Origin of the sequence: Micromonospora sp. NPDC047707 (assembly GCF_040704235.1) — a bacterium.
Classification (GTDB): domain Bacteria; phylum Actinomycetota; class Actinomycetes; order Mycobacteriales; family Micromonosporaceae; genus Micromonospora.
On the sequence record NZ_JBEYSU010000006.1, the window covers coordinates 1 to 17,517 of the forward strand.

Annotated in this window: 18 protein-coding genes, 1 tRNA gene and 1 pseudogene; 16 read left to right on the forward strand and 4 right to left on the reverse strand. The window is 74.9% G+C overall.

Annotation, left to right across the window (positions count from 1 at the left end):
• The 9 genes and pseudogenes from AB0873_RS08455 to AB0873_RS08495 form a co-directional block, all read left to right on the forward strand.
• Positions 1-257: pseudogene (locus tag AB0873_RS08455) on the forward strand (hypothetical protein); the annotation flags it as partial.
• A gap of 443 nt (positions 258-700) precedes the next feature.
• Positions 701-3,970, forward strand: a complete 3,270-nt coding sequence (gene fdh, locus AB0873_RS08460) for a formate dehydrogenase (RefSeq protein WP_366599020.1) — start codon at positions 701-703, stop codon at positions 3,968-3,970.
• A gap of 2 nt (positions 3,971-3,972) precedes the next feature.
• A complete protein-coding gene (locus tag AB0873_RS08465) occupies positions 3,973-5,046 on the forward strand; it encodes a 4Fe-4S dicluster domain-containing protein (protein WP_366599306.1) in 1,074 nt (357 codons plus the stop codon).
• The gene (gene nrfD, locus AB0873_RS08470) at positions 5,043-6,047 is read left to right on the forward strand and encodes an NrfD/PsrC family molybdoenzyme membrane anchor subunit (RefSeq protein WP_366599021.1); all 1,005 of its coding nucleotides are present in this window, start codon (positions 5,043-5,045) and stop codon (positions 6,045-6,047) included. The genes AB0873_RS08465 and nrfD overlap by 4 nt, the downstream gene beginning before the upstream one ends.
• Before the next feature lie 184 nt (positions 6,048-6,231).
• Positions 6,232-6,327, forward strand: a tRNA-Sec gene (locus AB0873_RS08475).
• An 18-nt stretch (positions 6,328-6,345) separates the two neighbouring features.
• Positions 6,346-7,653 (forward strand): L-seryl-tRNA(Sec) selenium transferase, encoded by a 1,308-nt coding sequence (gene selA, locus AB0873_RS08480; RefSeq protein WP_366599022.1) that lies wholly within the window; start codon positions 6,346-6,348, stop codon positions 7,651-7,653.
• A gap of 2 nt (positions 7,654-7,655) precedes the next feature.
• Entirely contained in the window at positions 7,656-9,413 is a 1,758-nt protein-coding gene (gene selB, locus AB0873_RS08485; protein ID WP_366599023.1) for a selenocysteine-specific translation elongation factor, read from the forward strand.
• Between the two features lie 68 nt (positions 9,414-9,481).
• On the forward strand, positions 9,482-9,679 hold the full coding sequence (locus AB0873_RS08490) for a hypothetical protein (RefSeq protein ID WP_155332165.1): 198 nt from the start codon (positions 9,482-9,484) through the stop codon (positions 9,677-9,679).
• Between the two features lie 85 nt (positions 9,680-9,764).
• A complete protein-coding gene (locus AB0873_RS08495) occupies positions 9,765-9,935 on the forward strand; it encodes an amidophosphoribosyltransferase (protein WP_155334241.1) in 171 nt (56 codons plus the stop codon).
• Between the two features lie 24 nt (positions 9,936-9,959).
• Here AB0873_RS08495 and AB0873_RS08500 read toward each other — a convergent pair whose 3' ends face one another.
• Positions 9,960-10,613 (reverse strand): hypothetical protein, encoded by a 654-nt coding sequence (locus tag AB0873_RS08500; RefSeq protein ID WP_366599307.1) that lies wholly within the window; start codon positions 10,611-10,613, stop codon positions 9,960-9,962.
• 138 nt (positions 10,614-10,751) lie between these two features.
• Between AB0873_RS08500 and AB0873_RS08505 the strand changes: the two genes are divergently transcribed.
• Positions 10,752-10,946, forward strand: a complete 195-nt coding sequence (locus AB0873_RS08505) for a hypothetical protein (RefSeq protein WP_155332167.1) — start codon at positions 10,752-10,754, stop codon at positions 10,944-10,946.
• Between the two features lie 66 nt (positions 10,947-11,012).
• Here the strand turns inward: AB0873_RS08505 and AB0873_RS08510 are convergent, their stop codons facing one another.
• The 3 genes from AB0873_RS08510 to AB0873_RS08520 form a co-directional block, all read right to left on the reverse strand.
• Positions 11,013-11,480, reverse strand: coding sequence for a hypothetical protein (locus tag AB0873_RS08510; RefSeq protein WP_155332168.1), 468 nt, complete (start codon positions 11,478-11,480; stop codon positions 11,013-11,015).
• Positions 11,477-11,689 (reverse strand): phosphatidylethanolamine-binding protein, encoded by a 213-nt coding sequence (locus AB0873_RS08515; RefSeq protein ID WP_155332169.1) that lies wholly within the window; start codon positions 11,687-11,689, stop codon positions 11,477-11,479. The genes AB0873_RS08510 and AB0873_RS08515 overlap by 4 nt, the downstream gene beginning before the upstream one ends.
• 108 nt (positions 11,690-11,797) lie before the next feature.
• A complete protein-coding gene (locus tag AB0873_RS08520; RefSeq protein ID WP_366599024.1) occupies positions 11,798-12,679 on the reverse strand; it encodes a universal stress protein in 882 nt (293 codons plus the stop codon).
• A gap of 110 nt (positions 12,680-12,789) precedes the next feature.
• On the opposite strand from AB0873_RS08520, the gene AB0873_RS08525 reads away from it, so the two are divergent.
• The 6 genes from AB0873_RS08525 (at position 12,790) to AB0873_RS08550 (ending at position 17,511) form a co-directional block, all read left to right on the forward strand.
• Positions 12,790-13,539 carry an SAM-dependent methyltransferase gene (locus tag AB0873_RS08525; RefSeq protein ID WP_366599025.1) on the forward strand — a complete coding sequence of 250 codons (750 nt, stop codon included), beginning with the start codon at positions 12,790-12,792 and terminating at the stop codon, positions 13,537-13,539.
• Between the two features lie 109 nt (positions 13,540-13,648).
• On the forward strand, positions 13,649-14,827 hold the full coding sequence (locus tag AB0873_RS08530) for a PP2C family protein-serine/threonine phosphatase (protein WP_366599026.1): 1,179 nt from the start codon (positions 13,649-13,651) through the stop codon (positions 14,825-14,827).
• A 57-nt stretch (positions 14,828-14,884) separates the two neighbouring features.
• Positions 14,885-15,352, forward strand: a complete 468-nt coding sequence (locus AB0873_RS08535; protein WP_366599027.1) for a MarR family transcriptional regulator — start codon at positions 14,885-14,887, stop codon at positions 15,350-15,352.
• A gap of 289 nt (positions 15,353-15,641) precedes the next feature.
• Positions 15,642-16,253 (forward strand): CDP-alcohol phosphatidyltransferase family protein, encoded by a 612-nt coding sequence (locus tag AB0873_RS08540; RefSeq protein ID WP_366599028.1) that lies wholly within the window; start codon positions 15,642-15,644, stop codon positions 16,251-16,253.
• Positions 16,250-17,182 (forward strand): DUF881 domain-containing protein, encoded by a 933-nt coding sequence (locus AB0873_RS08545; protein ID WP_366599029.1) that lies wholly within the window; start codon positions 16,250-16,252, stop codon positions 17,180-17,182. The genes AB0873_RS08540 and AB0873_RS08545 overlap by 4 nt, the downstream gene beginning before the upstream one ends.
• Positions 17,179-17,511: a small basic family protein gene (locus AB0873_RS08550; protein WP_155332176.1), complete on the forward strand. Its 333-nt coding sequence runs from the start codon at positions 17,179-17,181 to the stop codon at positions 17,509-17,511. The genes AB0873_RS08545 and AB0873_RS08550 overlap by 4 nt, the downstream gene beginning before the upstream one ends.
• Positions 17,512-17,517: the final 6 nt, after the last annotated feature.

Sequence of the window (17,517 nt, forward strand, 5' to 3'; positions counted from 1 at the left end):
TGGGTGAGCGCAACGACCACGACTCGCAGGGCCTGTTCCAGCAGCGCCCGTCCAGCGGGTGGGGCACGGTCGAGCAGATCACCGACCCCGAATACAGCACGCTGGCGTTCCTGAAGGGTCTCAAGCAGGTCGACGGCTGGCAGGACATGCCGCTGACCAAGGCCGCCCAGACGGTGCAGGTGTCGGCCTACCCGTTCCACTACGCCCAGTGGGAGACCCAGGCCGCCGACCTCGTCGCCGAGCACTGGAACAACTGACCCACAGTCTTTCCTCGACAGGGGGAACCAAGCCGCTGGCCGGCACCCGAACCCGGGTGCCGGCCAGCGGCGTTCTGCACACCCTCGCGCCGGACGTGGTCGTGGTCACCAGGGTGGGTGGAAGAGGAGGGCGGGGTAGCGTGTTGAGTCGGGTGTCGGTGTGTCCAGTGTCCCCGGGCCTCACCTCAAATGCCGTCGCGGAATACCAGTCCGGCTGGAGCCGCCACGCGCCACTCGCCGAGAGGCGACCTGCACACCGACACCCCAGCGCCGCCCCCGAGCCCACACCGGGCCCGGGGGCGGCACTGCCTCAACAGCAGGGAACCCCGCCCGGCCCGGGCGGTCCCGGTACCCGAGGTGATCGCGGCGGTCGGGGTCGCGAGTGTCGGTCGGCTGCCCTAAGGTTCGAGGGGTCGGCGTAGGCGCCGGGAGGGGGTGGCGCGGTGGGTCTGCGGACCCTCATCGAAAGCTGGCCGGTCTACCGGCAGCTCACCGGCACCGATCCGCTCGGCCGGGGTGCCGCGGCGCAGTCGAAGCGATCGGCGGAGCTGACCGCCCGCACGGAGACCGCGGACCGGGTGGCCCGCTCGGTGTGTCCGTACTGCGCGGTTGGCTGTGGGCAGCGGGTCTACGTCAAGGACGAGCAGGTCGTCCAGATCGAGGGCGACGCGGACAGCCCGATCTCCCGCGGCCGGCTCTGCCCGAAGGGTTCGGCCAGCAAGAGCCTGGTCACGAGTCCGTTGCGGGAGACGAAGGTCCGTTACCGCCGGCCGTACGGCACGGAGTGGGAGGATCTGGATCTCGACGTCGCGCTCGACATGATCGCCGACCGGGTCCTCGCCGCCCGTGAGCAGACCTGGGAGGACGTCGACAGCGAGGGCCGGCCGTTGAACCGGACGCTGGGCATCTCCAGCCTGGGCGGGGCGACGCTGGACAACGAGGAGAACTACCTCATCAAGAAGTTGTTCACCGCGATGGGGGCGCTCCAGATCGAGAACCAGGCGCGCATTTGACACTCCGCCACCGTCCCCGGTCTGGGGACCAGCTTCGGTCGCGGTGGCGCGACGGATTTCCAGCAGGCGCTCTCGCGCTCTGACGTCATCGTCATTCAGGGTTCGAACATGGCCGAGGCCCATCCGGTGGGCTTCCAGTGGGTGATGGAGGCGAAGAAGCGCGGCGCGAAGGTCTTCCACGTCGATCCGCGGTTCACCCGCACCAGCGCGCTCGCCGACACGTACCTGCCGATCCGCGCGGGCACCGACATCGCCCTGCTCGGCGGGGTGGTGCGCTACATCCTGGAGAACGAGCTTGACTTCCGGGAGTACGTGCTGGCCTACACCAACGCGGCGACGGTCGTCAGCGAGCACTTCGTCGACGCCGAGGACCTGGACGGGCTCTTCTCGGGCTTCAGCCGGGAGACGCGCGCGTACGACCAGACCACCTGGCAGTACGCGGGCCAGGAGCGGGACGGCGGGATCGAGGACACGGGCCGGGAGCGGGACAGCGCGGCCGGCCTGCGCCACGAGTCGCACGGTATGCCGGTGGCGGCCGTCGCCATGCGGGACGACACGTTGCAGCATCCGCGTTGCGTCTACCAGATCCTCAAGCGTCACTTCGCGCGCTACACCCCGGAGATGGTGGAGCGGGTCTGCGGTGTCCCGCAGGAGAAGTTCCTCGAGCTGGCCCGGGCCTGGACGGAGAACTCCGGCCGGGAGCGGACCGGCGCGCTCGTCTACTCGGTGGGCTGGACGCAGCACAGTGTCGGCGTGCAGTACATCCGTACCGGGGCGATCATCCAGTTGCTGCTGGGCAACGTGGGGCGACCCGGTGGCGGCGTCCTGGCGCTGCGGGGGCACGCCAGCATCCAGGGCTCGACGGACATCCCGACGCTGTTCAACCTGCTTCCCGGCTACCTGCCGATGCCGCACCACGCCAGTCACCCCACCTTCCAGCAGTGGGTGGACAGCATCCGCCACCCGGGGCAGAAGGGCTACTGGGCGAACGCGCGGGCGTACGCGGCCAGCCTGCTCAAGGCGTACTGGGGGGACGCGGCGACGCCGGAGAACGACTTCTGCTACGGCTACCTGCCGCGGATGACCGGCGATCACGGCACGTACCAGCAGGTCCTGAACATGATCGACGGCAAGGTCAAGGGGTACTTCCTGCTCGGTCAGAACCCGGCGGTCGGCTCGGCGCACGGCAAGGCCCAGCGCCTCGGCATGGCGAACCTCGACTGGCTGGTGGTCCGCGACCTGTTCATGATCGAGAGCGCGACGTTCTGGCGGAACAGCCCGGAGGTGGAGACCGGCGAGATCGTGCCGGAGGAGTGCCGCACCGAGGTCTTCTTCCTGCCGGCCGCGTCGCATGTGGAGAAGGAGGGCACCTTCACGCAGACCCAGCGGGTGCTGCAGTGGCGGGAGAAGGCGGTCGAGCCGCCGGGTGACGCCCGCTCGGAGTTGTGGTTCTTCTACCACCTGGGGCGGCGGCTGCGGGAGCGGCTGGCCGGCTCCGACAAGCCGCGCGACCGGGCCCTGCTGGACCTCGCGTGGGACTACCCCACGCACGGTCCGCACGCGGAGCCGAGCGCCGACGCGGTGCTGCGCGAGATCAACGGGTACGAGGTGGCCACCGGCCGCCTGTTGCCGTCGTTCACCGAGGCCCGCGACGACGGTTCCACCGCGATCGGCTGCTGGATCTACACCGGCGTCTACCAGGACGGGGTCAACCAGGCCGCGCGCCGCAAGCCGCGGCACGAGCAGGACTGGGTGGCCGCCGAGTGGGGCTGGGCCTGGCCGGCGAACCGGCGCACCCTCTACAACCGTGCCTCCGCCGACCCGGAGGGTCGGCCGTGGAGCGAGCGCAAGAAGTACGTCTGGTGGGACGCCGGCAAGGGCGAGTGGACCGGCTACGACGTGCCGGACTTCGAGAGGACGAAGCCGCCGTCGTACCGGCCGCCGCCGGGTGCCGCCGGTGTGGAGGCGATCTCCGGCGACGACGCGTTCATCATGCAGGGGGACGGCAAGGGCTGGCTGTACGCGCCCAGCGGCGTCCTCGACGGGCCGTTGCCGACGCACTACGAGCCGCCCGAGTCGCCGATGCGCAACCTGATGTACGGGCAGCAGGGCAACCCGATGCGCAAGATCTACCACCATCCGGTGAACCGGATCAATCCCAGCCCGCCGGAGCCGCACAGCCAGGTCTACCCGTACGTGTTCACCGTCAGCCGGCTCACCGAGCACCACACCGCCGGTGGGATGAGCCGGTTCGTCCGGCCGCTGGCCGAGTTGCAGCCGGAGATGTTCGTGGAGGTGTCGCCGGAGCTGGCCGCCGAGGTCGGGCTGGCGCACCTGAGCTGGGCGCACCTGGTCAGCGGTCGCGCGGTGATCGAGGCCAAGGTGCTGGTGACCGACCGGCTCACACCGCTGCGGGTCGAGGGCCGGGTGATCCACCAGGTCTGGTTGCCGTACCACTTCGGCCGTCAGGGGATGGTGACCGGCGACTCGGTCAACGACCTGTTCGGGATCAGCCTCGACCCGAACGTGCTCATCCAGGAGAGCAAGGTGGGTACCTGCGACATCCGACCGGGCCGGCGGCCCACCGGGCCGGCGCTGCTCCACCTGGTCGCCGAGTATCAACGTCGGGCCGGGTTGACCGGGGAGCGGAGCGTGCCGATCGTCACCACCGACGCCGGCACGGACGGGGGGCGGGCATGACGATGCTGGAGGGCGACAGCCCCCACGGGCAGCTCGACCCCGCCGCGGACGCCGGGTGGACCGCGGCGCCGCCACGGATGGGCTTCTTCACCGACACGAGCGTCTGCATCGGCTGCAAGGCCTGCGAGGTGGCCTGCAAGGAGTGGAACGGCGTGCCCGCCTCCGGTTTCGACCTGCTCGGCATGTCGTACGACAACACCGGCGCGCTGACCGCGAACTCGTGGCGGCACGTGGCGTTCATCGAGCAGCCCCGGCCGGCCGGGCACCGGACGCCGCCGTTCGCGGGCAACCCGACCGGGGCCGCGGTGAGCTCCGCGTCGGCGGCCGTCGCCGCCGGCAGCCCGAACGACACCGGCACCGACCCGGGCGTGCCACCGGGCTCGTCCGAGGCGGCCGCCCGGATGGCGACGGGCAGCGGGGCCGGTGGGGCGGAGCGCCACGGGGCGCGGTTCCTCGGCATGCCGGCGGCGCGCCCGCCCGGCCGCACCGGCAGCGCCGAGGGGCGTACCGACTTCCGCTGGCTGATGATGTCCGACGTGTGCAAGCACTGCACGCACGCGGGCTGCCTGGACGTCTGCCCGACCGGCGCGCTGTTCCGCACCGAGTTCGGCACGGTGGTGGTGCAGGAGGACATCTGCAACGGCTGCGGCTACTGCGTCTCGGCGTGCCCGTACGGGGTGATCGACCGGCGTAAGGACGACGGCCGGGCGTGGAAGTGCACGCTCTGCTACGACCGGATCGGCGCCGGGAAGACCCCGGCCTGCGCCCAGGCCTGCCCCACCGAGTCCATCCAGTACGGCCCGCTGGACGAGCTGCGGGAGCGGGCGGCCGCCCGGGTCGCCACCCTGCACGAGCGGGGGGTGCCGGAGGCGCGGCTCTACGGGCACGACCCGACCGACGGCGTGGGCGGCGACGGCGCGTTCTTCCTGCTGCTGGACGAGCCGGAGGTGTACGGGCTGCCTCCTGACCCGGTGGTGACGACGCGGGACCTGCCGCGGATGTGGAAGCGGGCCGGCCTGGCCGCCCTGGCCATGGCGGCGGCGGCCGTCGCCGCGTTCGTCGGAGGGGCCTCGTGAGTCCGGACCGCCCGGTCGGTGACCGGTTCCGCCGCCACCGGGACCTGGCCGTCCCGGAGGCCGAGTTCACCTCCTACTACGGCCGGCCCATCCTCAAGCCGCCGGTGTGGACGTGGGACATCGCCGCGTACCTGTTCACCGGTGGCGTGGCGGCCGGGTCGTCGCTGCTGGCCGCGGGCGGGCAGCTCACCGGCCGGCCGGTGCTACGGCGGGCCGGGCGGGTCACCGCGTTGGCCGCGGTCACCGCCAGCGCGGTCTTCCTCGTCAAGGACCTGGGCCGGCCGGAGCGGTTCCACCACATGCTGCGGGTGGCGAAGCCGACCTCGCCGATGTCGGTCGGCACGTGGATCCTCACCGCGTACGGGCCGGCGGCCGGGCTCGCGGCGGTCGCCGAGGCCGCTTCGTGGCTGCCCCGGCGCGGGGTTCCCGGAGTGGTGCGCCGGGTGCTGCCGCCGGTGGGGCACGCCGCCGGGCTGGCCGCGGCGGCGACGGCGCCCGCCCTGGCCACGTACACCGGGGTGCTGCTCGCCGACACGGCCGTGCCGTCGTGGCACGAGGCGTACCCGGAACTGCCGGTCATCTTCGCGGGCAGCGCCCTGGCCAGCGGCGCCGGCGTCGGTCTGGTCGCCGCGCCGCCGCACGAGACCGGCCCGGCCCGCCGGCTGGCGGTGGCCGGCGCGGCCCTCGAACTGTACGGCTCGCACCGCGTGGAGACACGGCTCGGGCTGCTCAGCGAGCCCTACACGACGGGCCGGCCCGGCCGGCTGCTGCGCGCGGCGCGGGCGCTGACCGTCGCCGGGGCTGCCGGGGCGCTGCTCGGCCGGCGCAGCCGGATCGCCTCCGTGGCGTCCGGGGTCGCGCTGCTCGCCGGGTCGGTGGCCACCCGGTTCGGGATCTTCTACGGCGGGGTCGCCTCGGCGCGCGATCCGAAGTACACGGTGGTGCCGCAGCGGGAACGGGTCGCGCGGCGGCGGGCGGAGACCGGCGACGCCGACCGGTGACGGCCCGCCGAGCCAGTGCCGACACGCCCAGCCGGTGACGGCCGCCCGGCCACTGCCAGTTCGCCGACGGTAGCCCGCCCGCCGAGCCGGTGGCGGCCCGGACGGCCGGCTGCGGCGGCCTGCTGCGGCCGGTCACCGCCGCCCGGCGGGCCGCGGCGGGCCGCCCTGTGGTCAAATGCTGCGTGGAGGCGTTCAGGCGGCTGGTGCCCCTCCCGGTCTTCAAAACCGGTGTGGTCCGGGATCCGGGCCAGGCGGGTTCGATTCCCGTCCGTCTCCGCCAAGCACGGTGGGAGTTGACGTGACAGCCGACGGCAGCGCCGATCCACGCCGGCGGGTGCCGCGCACCGACACGCTGCTGGCCGACCCGCGGGTCGCCGCCGCCGTCGCCACCCACGGCCGGGACCGGGTGAAGGCGGCCGTGCGCCGGGCGCAGGAGCAGGCGCGGCGGGGCGAGACAACCCCCGAGGGGGTACGCGACGCCGCGCTGGCGGCTCTTTCCGCCCCGGCGCCGCGGGCGGTGCTCAACGCGACCGGGGTCGTGCTGCACACCAACCTCGGCCGCGCGCCGCTGTCCCCGGCGGCCGTCGCCGCGGTCGTGGCCGCCGCCGGGCACACCGACGTCGAACTCGACCTGGCCACCGGCCGGCGGGCCCGGCGCGGCCGGGACGCCCTCGACGCGCTCGCCGCCGCGGTCCCCGACGCCGGGGCGGTGCACGTGGTCAACAACGGCGCCGCCGCGCTGGTGCTCGCCGCCACCGCGCTCGCCGCCGGCCGGGAGATCGTGGTCAGCCGCGGCGAACTGGTGGAGATCGGCGACGGCTTCCGCCTGCCGGACCTGCTGGTGAGCACCGGCGCGCGGCTGCGCGAGGTGGGCACCACCAACCGCACCCACCTCGACGACTACACCGCCGCGCTGGGGCCGGACACCGGCTTCGTGCTCAAGGTGCACCCGTCGAACTTCCAGGTCAGCGGTTTCGCCTCGACGGTGCCGGTGCGCACGCTGGCCGCCCTCGGGGTGCCGGTCGTCGCCGATATCGGCTCCGGCCTGCTCGTCCCCGACCCGCTGCTGCCCGGCGAGCCGGACGCCGCGTCCACGCTGCGTGCCGGAGCGGCGCTGGTGACGGCCAGCGGCGACAAGTTGCTCGGCGGGCCGCAGGCCGGGTTGCTGCTCGGCGACGCCGACCTGGTGCGGCGGCTGCGCCGCCACCCCCTCGCCCGGGCACTGCGGGTGGACAAGGTGACCCTGGCGGCGCTGGGCGCCACCCTCGCCGACCCGGTGACACCCACCCGGGCGGCGCTGCACGCCGAGCCGGCGGCGCTGCGGGCCCGCACCGAGCGGTTACGGGACACCCTCGCCGCCGACGGGTGCAAGGCCGAGGTGGTACCGGCCGTCGCCGTGGTCGGCGGGGGCGGCGCTCCCGGCGTGGAGCTGGCCTCGTGGGCGCTGAGCCTGCCCGAGTCGTACGCGTACCCGCTGCGCACCGGGCAGCCGCCGGTGCTCGGGCGGGTGGCCCACGGCCGGCTGCTGCTGGACCTGCGCTGCGTCCCCGCCGACGCCGACGACACCGTCCGCGCCGCCGTGCTGCGCGTCCCCACGGACGGCTGACCATGTTCGTGGTGGCCACCGCCGGGCACGTCGACCACGGCAAGTCCACGCTGGTGCGGGCACTGACCGGGATGGAGCCGGACCGGTGGGCCGAGGAGCGCCGGCGGGGCATGACGATCGACCTCGGGTTCGCGTGGACCGCCCTGCCGTCCGGGCGGACGGTCGCGTTCGTCGACGTGCCCGGGCACGAGCGGTTCGTGCCGAACATGCTCGCCGGGGTCGGCCCGGTGCCGGCGGCGCTGGTGGTCGTCGCCGCCGACGAGGGCTGGATGCCCCAGTCGGCCGAGCACCTGGCGGCGCTGGACGCGCTGGGCGTGTCGTACGGGCTGCTGGTGGTGACCCGCGCGGACCTGGCCGAGCCGGGGCCGGCGCTGGCGCAGGCGCGGCACCAGCTGGCCGGCACGTCGCTGCGCGCCGTCGACGCGGTGGCGGCGAGCGCGGTGACCGGCGCCGGGCTGCCGGAGCTCCGGGCGGCCCTGGACCGGCTGGCCGGTGCCCTCCCCGCCCCGGTGGCGGACGCCCCGGTGCGGCTCTGGGTGGACCGCAGCTTCACCGTCCGGGGCAGCGGGACCGTGGTGACCGGGACCCTGGGCGCCGGCCGGCTCGCCGTCGGCGACGAGCTGGAACTCGCGGCGACCGGTGAGGCGGTCCGGGTCCGCGGGCTGCACCGCCTCGGCGTCGCCCGCGCGGAGGTCGCCGCCGTCGCCCGGGTGGCGGTCAACCTGCGCGGCACGCCCCGCGAGCGGCTCGGCCGGGGCGACGCGCTGCTCACGGCGGGCCGGTTCCACCGCACCGACCTGCTCGACGTCCGGGTGGCCGGCGACCCGGCCGCCGACCTGCCGGCCACCCTGACCCTGCATGTCGGTTCCGCCGCCGTGCCCGCCCGGGTCCGCCCGCTCGGTACGGACACCGCCCGGCTGCGGCTGGCCCGCCCGCTGCCGCTGCTGGTCGGCGACCGGGCGCTGCTGCGCGATCCGGGCCGCCACCACGTCGCCGGCGGCGTGACGGTGCTCGATGTGGCGCCCCCGCCGCTGGCCCGTCGCGGCGCGGCCGCCGCGCGGGCGGCCGTACTGGCCACCCTAAACGGTCGGCCCGACCTCGCCGGCGAGCTGCGCCGCCGCAAGCTGGCCCGGGCCGGCGACCTCACCCGGATGGGCGTCGCACCGGCGGGCCGGCCGGTCGCCGGTGACTGGCACGCCGACCCGGCGCACTGGCGGCGGCTCGGCGCCCGCCTGGCCGAGGAGGTCGACCGGTACGCGACCGCGCACCCACTGGAACCGGGCGCCCCGGTCGAGCTGCTGCGGCAGCGCCTCGACCTGCCCGAGCGGGCGCTGGTCGCGGCCCTGGTGCGGCCCCCGCTGCGGCTGCACGCGGGGCGGGTCACCGCCGCGGCGGCCGACGTGTTGCCCGAGCCGGTGGCGCGTGCCGTCGCGCGGGTGCGCGCCGCGTACGCCGTGCACCCGTTCCGGGCCCCGGAGGCGGACCACCTGGCCGATCTGGGGCTGGGGCCGCGTGAGATCGGCGCGGCCGTGCGGGCGGGGGCGCTGCTGCGGCTGGCCGACAACGTGGTGCTGCCGCCCGGCGCGCTCGACGACGCCGTCCGGGTGCTGGCCGGGCTGCCGCAGCCGTTCACGCTCAGCACCGCGCGGCAGGCGCTGGACACGACCCGGCGGGTGGCCGTGCCCCTGCTGGAGTTGCTGGACCGGCGGGGTGTGACCCGGCGGCTGCCCGGGGACAGCCGCATCGTCGTCGGGCGGTAGCGGCGTGGCCGACGGCAGAGCGGGCGTAACCGGCCCCGCCGGGGGTGGGAGTCGCCTAGCGTCGGGCCATGGACCCTTCGGCGGTCTGGCGGGACAAGCAGCACAAGTGGCGGATCGAGGCGTACCGGGCGCCGGACCTGCGCTTCGCCATCTTCGCCACCAACGGCACCACCGAGTCCGCGCCGCTGTGGCTGTTCGGGATGACGGCATTAGCCCGGTGGCTGATGAGCCACAAGATCTCCCTCGACGACCTGGAGGTCGACTGAGACCCCGATCGGGGGGAAATGCGGGCATTCAACCCCGTACGCCCGCGCTACCGGTCTACCGTCGCTGAATGTGAAGGACCGAGGATTGCGCACCGCCCTCACCGTGCTGGCCGGCCTCGCGGTGATCTACTTCGGCATGAGCGGCAGCGACGCGGAGGACGGGGAGGGGATCTCCGGCGGCCTGGTGGTGCTCGCCGTGCTCGCGGCCCTGCTCGTGTGGCACCTGACCAAGCCGGGGAACAACGCGGCGAAGTGAGCCGCCCCGCGTTGACGCCGCAGCTCACCGGCCCGCCGCCCGCGCGACCTCGCCAGCGGCGGGCTCCTCGCCGAGCGCCACCCGTACCAGGGCCGACGCGAGGCGGCCGAAGTCCCCGTCGTCGACCAGCCCGGCGAGCCGCTCCGGGTCGTGGGGCAGGCCCAGCCGCCGCGCCCCGCTCAGGGCGCGCCGGTCGGCGTACGGGCGCAGGTCCGGCCACACCGCCTGGGCCTCGCGCAGGAAGATGTCCGCCCCGGTGGGCCCGATGCCGGGGAACTCGGTCAGCAGGCGGCGCAACCGGGCCGGCTGCCCCTGCCCCTCGCGGTGCATCCGGCGCAGGTCGCCGTGCCAGCGGTCCAGGCAGAGCCGTGCGCCGTCGCCGAGCATCGTGGCGGTCCGCTCGTCGTACCGGCGGTAGTGGCCCCGACCGAGGGCGTCGACCCGGTCCTGCCAGCTCGCCGCCCGCATCGCCTGCGGGGTGCGGTAGCCGGCGGCGAAGAGCTCCCGGGCGGCGGCCACCGCCACGCACGCCCGGATCCGGGTGCTGAGCAGGGTGGCCAGCACCAGCAACTGGTAGAGCGGCCCCGGCCGGTCGGCCAGTCGGACACCGGCCTCCTCGGCGTACGTGCGCCCGCCCCGCTCCAGCAGCACCCGTGCCGTCCTGCGGTCATCGCCCATCGCGCGGGGGTACCCGGCCGGTGCGGCGTTAGCCCTGCCGGGGGACGGCGGGACCGGAATGGCGCCGGTGGCGGCGGGTACCCGGTCGGGGAGGCGGCGTACGCCGTGCGCCGCCGCCCACGCGGAAGGAGACATCCCGTGACGAACCCGCAGCAGCAGGAGTTCCGGCGCAACGCCCGGGGCTCGAACGTCCAGGACAACAAGGGGCCCGGGCCGAAGGGCCACCCGCTCAACCGGGGCTCCTCGCGGGGTGACGAGGGACGTCCGGTGCCCAAGGGGCAGATCTCCCCGTACGGCCCCGCAGCGGAACCGGTGGCCGAGGACGAGAGCTGACCGCCGGCACACACCCGCGCCGCCCGCTCCCACCGGGGACGGGCGGCGCGGGCGATTCCGGGCCGGTCAGCGGCGCGGCGACCGGAGCCGGTTCCAGGTGGCCGCCGCCGCCAGACCGAACGCCAGGTGCGGGATGAGGTCGGACAGCCAGTCGGTCCGGCTCCAGGTGCGCGGATCGGTGACGCCGAGCGCGGCCAACGACCCGTCCGACATGGTCATCACCCCGCCGCCGAGCACCCCGCTGGCCAGTGGCAGCGGCATGCGCCGGCCCCGGGCCAGCAGAGCGAACCCGATTCCGGCGGTGACGCCCAGGCCGTAGCCGAGCAGGGCGCCGAGGCCCGAGCGGCGGTTGGCCGCCCGGGCCTCGGGCCCGAGGTCGACGTGCGCCACCTGGGCGACGCGGCGGGCGCTCTCCTCGGGGCTGCTGCTGGCCGGCCGGGCCCGCAGCGTCATGTCCAGGTAGGTGACCGCGTTCAGGGCCGTGCTGCCGACCGCGCCGGCGATCGCCCCGTCGGCCAGGTCCGCCGCCCTCACGTCGGGTCGCCGGCTTCCCGCTCGCTCTTCGGCCCGTAGATCCGCTCGCCGCGGACCACACCGCGCTGGCCCCGGTCCTGCTGGAGGATCCGGTTGGCGACGTCGTCCGCCTTCTGGTCCGACACCCGCCGTCCGGAATCGTCGATCGCGTTCCGCATGCGTGCGCGCTGCTTGTCGTACGCGTTGCTGCCCGGCCGTGGTCCTGGCATCGCTGCCTCCTCCGGTCGTCCTCGCCGTTGGCGTACCGGGCTGGTCTACCCGTCGGTGCGCCGGTCAACCGTGCCCGGGCGGGTGCCGACGTCGCGGCGCCGGACCGGTCAGTGTGGCGCGCGGACGACGGCGACCGGGCAGTCGGCGTGGTGCAGCGCGGAGTGGCTCACCGAGCCCAGCAGCAGGCCGCTCAACTCGCTGCGGCCCCGCCCGCCGACGACGAGCAGTTGCGCCTGCCGGGACGCCTCGGTGAGCATCCGCGCCGGGCGGCCGTGGGCGGTGGCCCGGCGGACGGTCAGGTCCGGCCACCGGTCGCCGAGCCCCGCGACGGACTCGGCGAGCACCCGCTTCTCCTCGTCGCGCAGGTCGCTCTCGTCGTACACCAGGGGCTGCATGTCGCCGGGGCCGGTGGAGACCGGGTGCCGGTAGGCGTGCAGCGCGACCAGTTCGGCGCCGCGCAGCGCGGCCTCCTCCGCCGCGAACTCGACGGCCAGGCGGGACACCTCGGAGCCGTCCACGCCGACGACGACCGGTCCGTCGGTGCGGTCGCTGCCGCGGGCGACCAGGATCGGACAGTCGGCGTAGGTGGAGACCTGCACCGCGACGGAGCCGACCACCAGGGCCGTGAACCCGCCGAGCCCTCGGTCGCCCAGCACGATCATCACCGCGGTCGGCGACTCGCCGACCAGGACCGCGGCGGCTTCCCCGTCGATGATCTCGCCGGACACGCGCAGGTCGGGCACGGTCGCCCTGGCCTCGGCGACGGCCGCGGCGACCAGCTGCTCGGCCTGGTGGCGGATTCCCGCGCCGGGCGGGCCGCCGGCGGGTGCGTCCACCGGCACGTTCAGCAGCGGCCAGATGAATCCGTGGACGACGCGTAGGGGGCGGTCGCGGCGGGCCGCCTCGACGGCCGCCAGGCGGACGGCGCGTAGGGACGGCTCCGAGCCGTCCACGCCGACCACCACCGCCGCGCTGTTGGCCGAGTTCACCCGCTCACCTCCGGGGCCAGTATCGCCGTCACCGTACGGTCGCGCGGCGATACCGCCCAGACCGGACGGTGGGTACGCTGGCGACGACCACCGGGGAGGGAGCGTCGTCGATGGTTGAGGAACCCGACCAGCCGAGCACCGCACGGATGATCGACCACTGGCTCGGCGGGGAGCACCACTTCCCGGTCGACGTCGCCGCCGCCCGGGCCTTCGAGTCGGCGTACGGGCCGTGCGCGCCGGTGTTCCGGGAGCTGCGCGCCTTCCTCGGCCGGGCGGTGCGGTCGATGGCCGCCGAGGGGGTGGACGGGTTCCTGGTCTTCGGGGCGGGTGTGCCCACGAGGGGCAACGTGCACGAGGCCGCCCCGGACGCGACGGTGCTCTACACCGACGTCGACCCGGTCACCATCCGCCTCGGCCAGCGGATCCTGGCCGACAGCGACCGGGCCGGCTACGGCTTCGGCGACGCGACGGACATCGGCACCGTCGACCCGGCACAGCTGCACCGGTTCGTGCCGGGGTGGGGACGCAGACCGGTCGGCGTGGTCTTCCTGGGCCTGGCCGCATTCCTCGACGACGAGACGCTGGCCCGCACCCTCGACGAGCTGTACGAGGCGACGGCACCGGGCAGCCTGCTCGCGGTGGACTTCGACACCGAGGAGCTGGCCGGGTACCCGCGGGCCCTGGCGATGATGGGGCCGGCTTTCCGGATGCGGGCGCCGGCGGCGTTCCGCCCGTTGCTCGGTCGGTGGACGCCCACCACCGACGGGATCGTGCCGATCACGCACTGGCGGCCCGACGGAACACCGGCGGCGGTGCCGGACGCCTTCCACGGCGGGGTGGCCGTGCGCGGCGAGGACTGAACCCGCAGGTCGTGACGGTGTCGGCCGGCCACGCCGATACCGGGCACCGCGGCGGGTCACCGTCTCCGTATGATGCTTGCCCTGCTGCAAGTGTTGTTCGGAGGGAACCATGTCGGACCCGCTGGGTCTGGTGTCGCGCGCGCTCCGTGCCGCCCGGCCGGACGGGCTGGTGGAGGCCGCCGACCGGGCGATCCGCTCCGGGCTCGGCGCGACGCGGACGGCCGTGTTCATCGCGGACTACCGGTTGGGCGGCCTGTGGCCGGTGGGCGACGCGGACCGGGGCGACGGCGGCCCACCCGACCGGCGGGGCCTGGTGCGGCGGTGCTTCAGCAGCCAGCAGGCGATCAGCGAGCAGGACGCGGCCGGCCGGTGCCGGTGGTATCTGCCGCTGACGGCGTGGGGGGAGCGGGTCGGGGTGCTGCTGGTCGAGCTGCCGGGCCCGGTCGGGCCGGGGGTGGTCGACCAGGCGTCGGAGATCGCCGGTGAGCTGGCGACGGCGCTGCGGGCTGCGGACCGCGGCACCGACCGCTACCACCGGGTCCGCCGGCGCGAGCGCCTCAGCATGGCCGCCGAGTTGCAGTGGGAGCTGCTGCCCGGCCGCAGCGTGACCCACGACGCGTTCCAGCTCGCCGGCCAGTTGGAGCCGGCGTACACGGTGGCCGGTGACCACTTCGACTGGTCGGTGGACGGTGAGCGGCTGACCGTGACGGTGCTGGACGGTTCCGGCGTCGGACTCGCGGCGGCGGTGCTCACGGCCGTGACGGTGAACGCCCTGCGCAACGCGCGCCGCTCCGGCGAGGGTCTGGTGGAGCAGGCGGAGCTGGCCTCGGACACCGTCTTCCACCAGCATCGGGGCCGGCGGCACGTCGCCACGCTGCTGTTGGAGCTGGACACCGGCTCCGGCCGGCTGCGGGCCGTCGACGCCGGCTCGCCGCACCTGCTGCGCCTGCGCGGCGGCACGCTCTCCCGGATCGACCTGGAGCAGCAGCTGCCGCTGGGCATGTTCGCCGAGACCCGCTACGACGTGCAGGAGGTCGACCTGGAACCGGGGGACCGGCTGTTCGTGGTCAGCGACGGCGTGTGGGCGGCCGATCCGGCCGGGCGGGGCCGGTACGGGGACCGTGAGATGGGCCGGGCGATGCGCGCGGCGCGGTTGCAACCGCCACCGGAGGCGGTTGGTACGGTGATGCGCGAGTTGCGCGGGTGGCACGACGAGGCGGCCCTGCGGGACGACGCGGTGGTGGTCTGCCTGGACTGGCGCGGCTTCGGCAGTCGGGACGTGGAATGAGGGCGGGCGACGCGCCGGCGGCGCCGGCCCGAGCGGGACAATCGCAGGAGACAGCGGGTGGAGCGTTCTCCGGATCTGGCGGCGGCCATCGACGGGGCGGCGGAAGCCCTCGTGGGTGTGCTGGACTCGGCGGTCTCCCGGCAGCAGCTGACCGTCTCGCCGACGCAGCTGCGGGTGCTGTCGCTGCTCAGCAGTCGACCGGAGACCAACGTCAACGGGTTGGCGGAGCTGCTGGACGTCGTGCCGTCGTCGGCGAGCCGGCTGTGCGACCGGCTGGAGGCCACCGGCCTGCTGAGGCGGGTGGGGGACCCGCGCGACCGGCGGGAGGTGCGGCTGGTGCCGACGCCCGCGGCGGAGGCGCTGCTGTGCGAGGTGCGGGAGCGCCGGCACCGTGCCGTGCAGGCGGTCCTCGACCGGATGCCGGGCCGGGTGCAGCAGGAGTTGCTCGTCGCGTTGCTGGCGTTCAGCTGGGCGGCGGCGTTGGCCGCCGAGCCGGCACCGGAGGTTGCCGTCCGCTCGGCGTGATCCCATCCTCGACTACCGTCCTAGGACGTCCTACGCGATGTGGCGCCCACCACACCCACGAGCACACGACAGGGCCGGCACCGGAGACCCGGACGGGCGCGACAGGGCGGATATAGTGGCAGCGCAACTCACCCGGCCCGTGATCCCACGTGATCACGGGCCGCGTCGGAAGTCGGCCCCGGGCCCGGGGCCGCAGGGGGAGCCGGTCGCAGCCGGCCCGAGAGCGCGTACGAGCCTCCGCACCGTCCGATCCCGGCCGGGCGCCGGAGCGCGTCGCGGAGGAGGTTCGGTGTCGCGTCGGCCGGCTCGGGCAGGGCATCCGCGAGCCTCCGCCGGTGCGGGCGACCAGGTCCTCACCCTGCCCAACCTGATCAGCTTCGTCCGGCTGCTCGGTGTCCCACTGTTCCTGTACCTGCTGCTGGTGCCGCGCGCCGACGTGGCGGCAATCGTGGTGCTGGCCGTCGGCGGCACCACGGACTGGGTGGACGGCTGGATCGCCCGCCGGCTCGGCCAGGTGAGCCGGCTGGGCGAGCTGCTGGACCCGCTCGCCGACCGGCTCTACATCCTGGCCACGCTGCTGGCGTTCACCGCCCGCGAGGTGGTGCCGTGGCAGTTCACCGTGGCGCTGCTGGCCCGGGAGCTGCTTCTGGTGGGGTCGCTCGCCGTGCTGCGGCGTCACGGGTACGGGCCGCCGCCGGTGCACTACGTCGGCAAGACGGCCACGTTCCTGCTGCTGGCCGCGTTCCCGATCCTGCTGCTCGCGGCGGCGGTACCGGCCGCGGCGACGGCGGCCGGTGCGATCGGCTGGGGGCTGGCATGGTGGGGCCTGGTGCTCTACTGGGTGGCCGGCGGGATGTACGTGGTGCAGGCAAGCCGGCTGGTGCGGGAGGCGAGGCGATGACCGGCACGCCGACGGAGAGCCCGCAGCGCACGGCGCGGGTGTACGCGCCGGACTTCCTGACCGAACTGTTCCGCAACCCGCTCGACCCGGGGTACGCGGACGCGGCGGAGCGCCGGCGGGAGGCGCCGCCGTCGGGGTGGCGGGACTGGTCGGCGCGGTCGGTGGCGGTGGTCGTCCTGCTGGTGCTGGGTTTCCTGTTCGCGGTGGCGTACCGGCAGACGGTGGCGGAGGCGCCGGGGCGCACCCAGGCCCGGGAGGGTCTGGTGCAGCAGATCAAGCAGCGGGAGACGGAGACCGACGGCCTGTCCGAGCGGGCCGACGAGCTACGGGCGGAGGTGGCCCGGTTGCGGGCCGCGGCGCTGGGCGGTTCGGAGGCGGCGCGGCTGCGCAACCTCGAGGCGGGCACGGGGATGGGCCGGGTGCGTGGTGACGGCGTCGTGGTGCGGCTGGCCGACGCGCCGCCGGACGAGGACGCGGTGCCCGACGCGGACGTGGGGCCGTCGAAGGTGATCTACACCGACCTGCAGGGGGTCGCGAACGACCTGTGGGCGGCGGGCGCGGAGGCGATCGCGATCAACGGTCAGCGGTTGACGGCGACGTCGACGATCCGGCAGGCGGGGCAGGCGATCCTGGTGGACTTCCGGCCGGTGACGGGGCCGTACGAGGTGTCGGCGATCGGGCCGGAGGAGATGCGGGAGCGGTACGAGCGGGGCCGGAGCGCGTCGACGATGCGGAAGGTGGCCGAGGACACCGGATTGTCGTTCGGGATCCGTGACGCCGAGGACCTCACGTTGCCGGCCGCTCCGGAGCCGCGGCTACGCTACGCGCAGCCGCCGCCCAGCCCGAGTCCGACGCCGTCGGGTCGGTCGGTCAGTCCGGGGGCGTCCGGTTCGGGGACGTCTCCCAGCCCCTCCGGAGGTAGTCGATGATCGCGGTGTTGGCGTTGCTCGCGGGTGTCGGGCTCGGGTTGTGGCTCGACCCGACGGTGCCGGCGGCGCTGCAGCCGTACCTGCCGATCGCCGTGGTGGCGGCGTTGGACGCGGTGTTCGGCGGGGTGCGGGCCAAGCTGGACCGGATCTTCGACGACAAGCAGTTCGTGGTGTCGTTTATCTCGAACGTGCTGGTGGCCGGTCTGATCGTGTACCTGGGGGACCAGTTGGGCGTGGGCAGCCAGCTGTCGACGGGTGTGGTGGTCGTGCTGGGGGTGCGGATCTTCGGGAACGTGGCGGCGATCCGCCGGCACCTGTTCCGGGCGTAGGTTGTT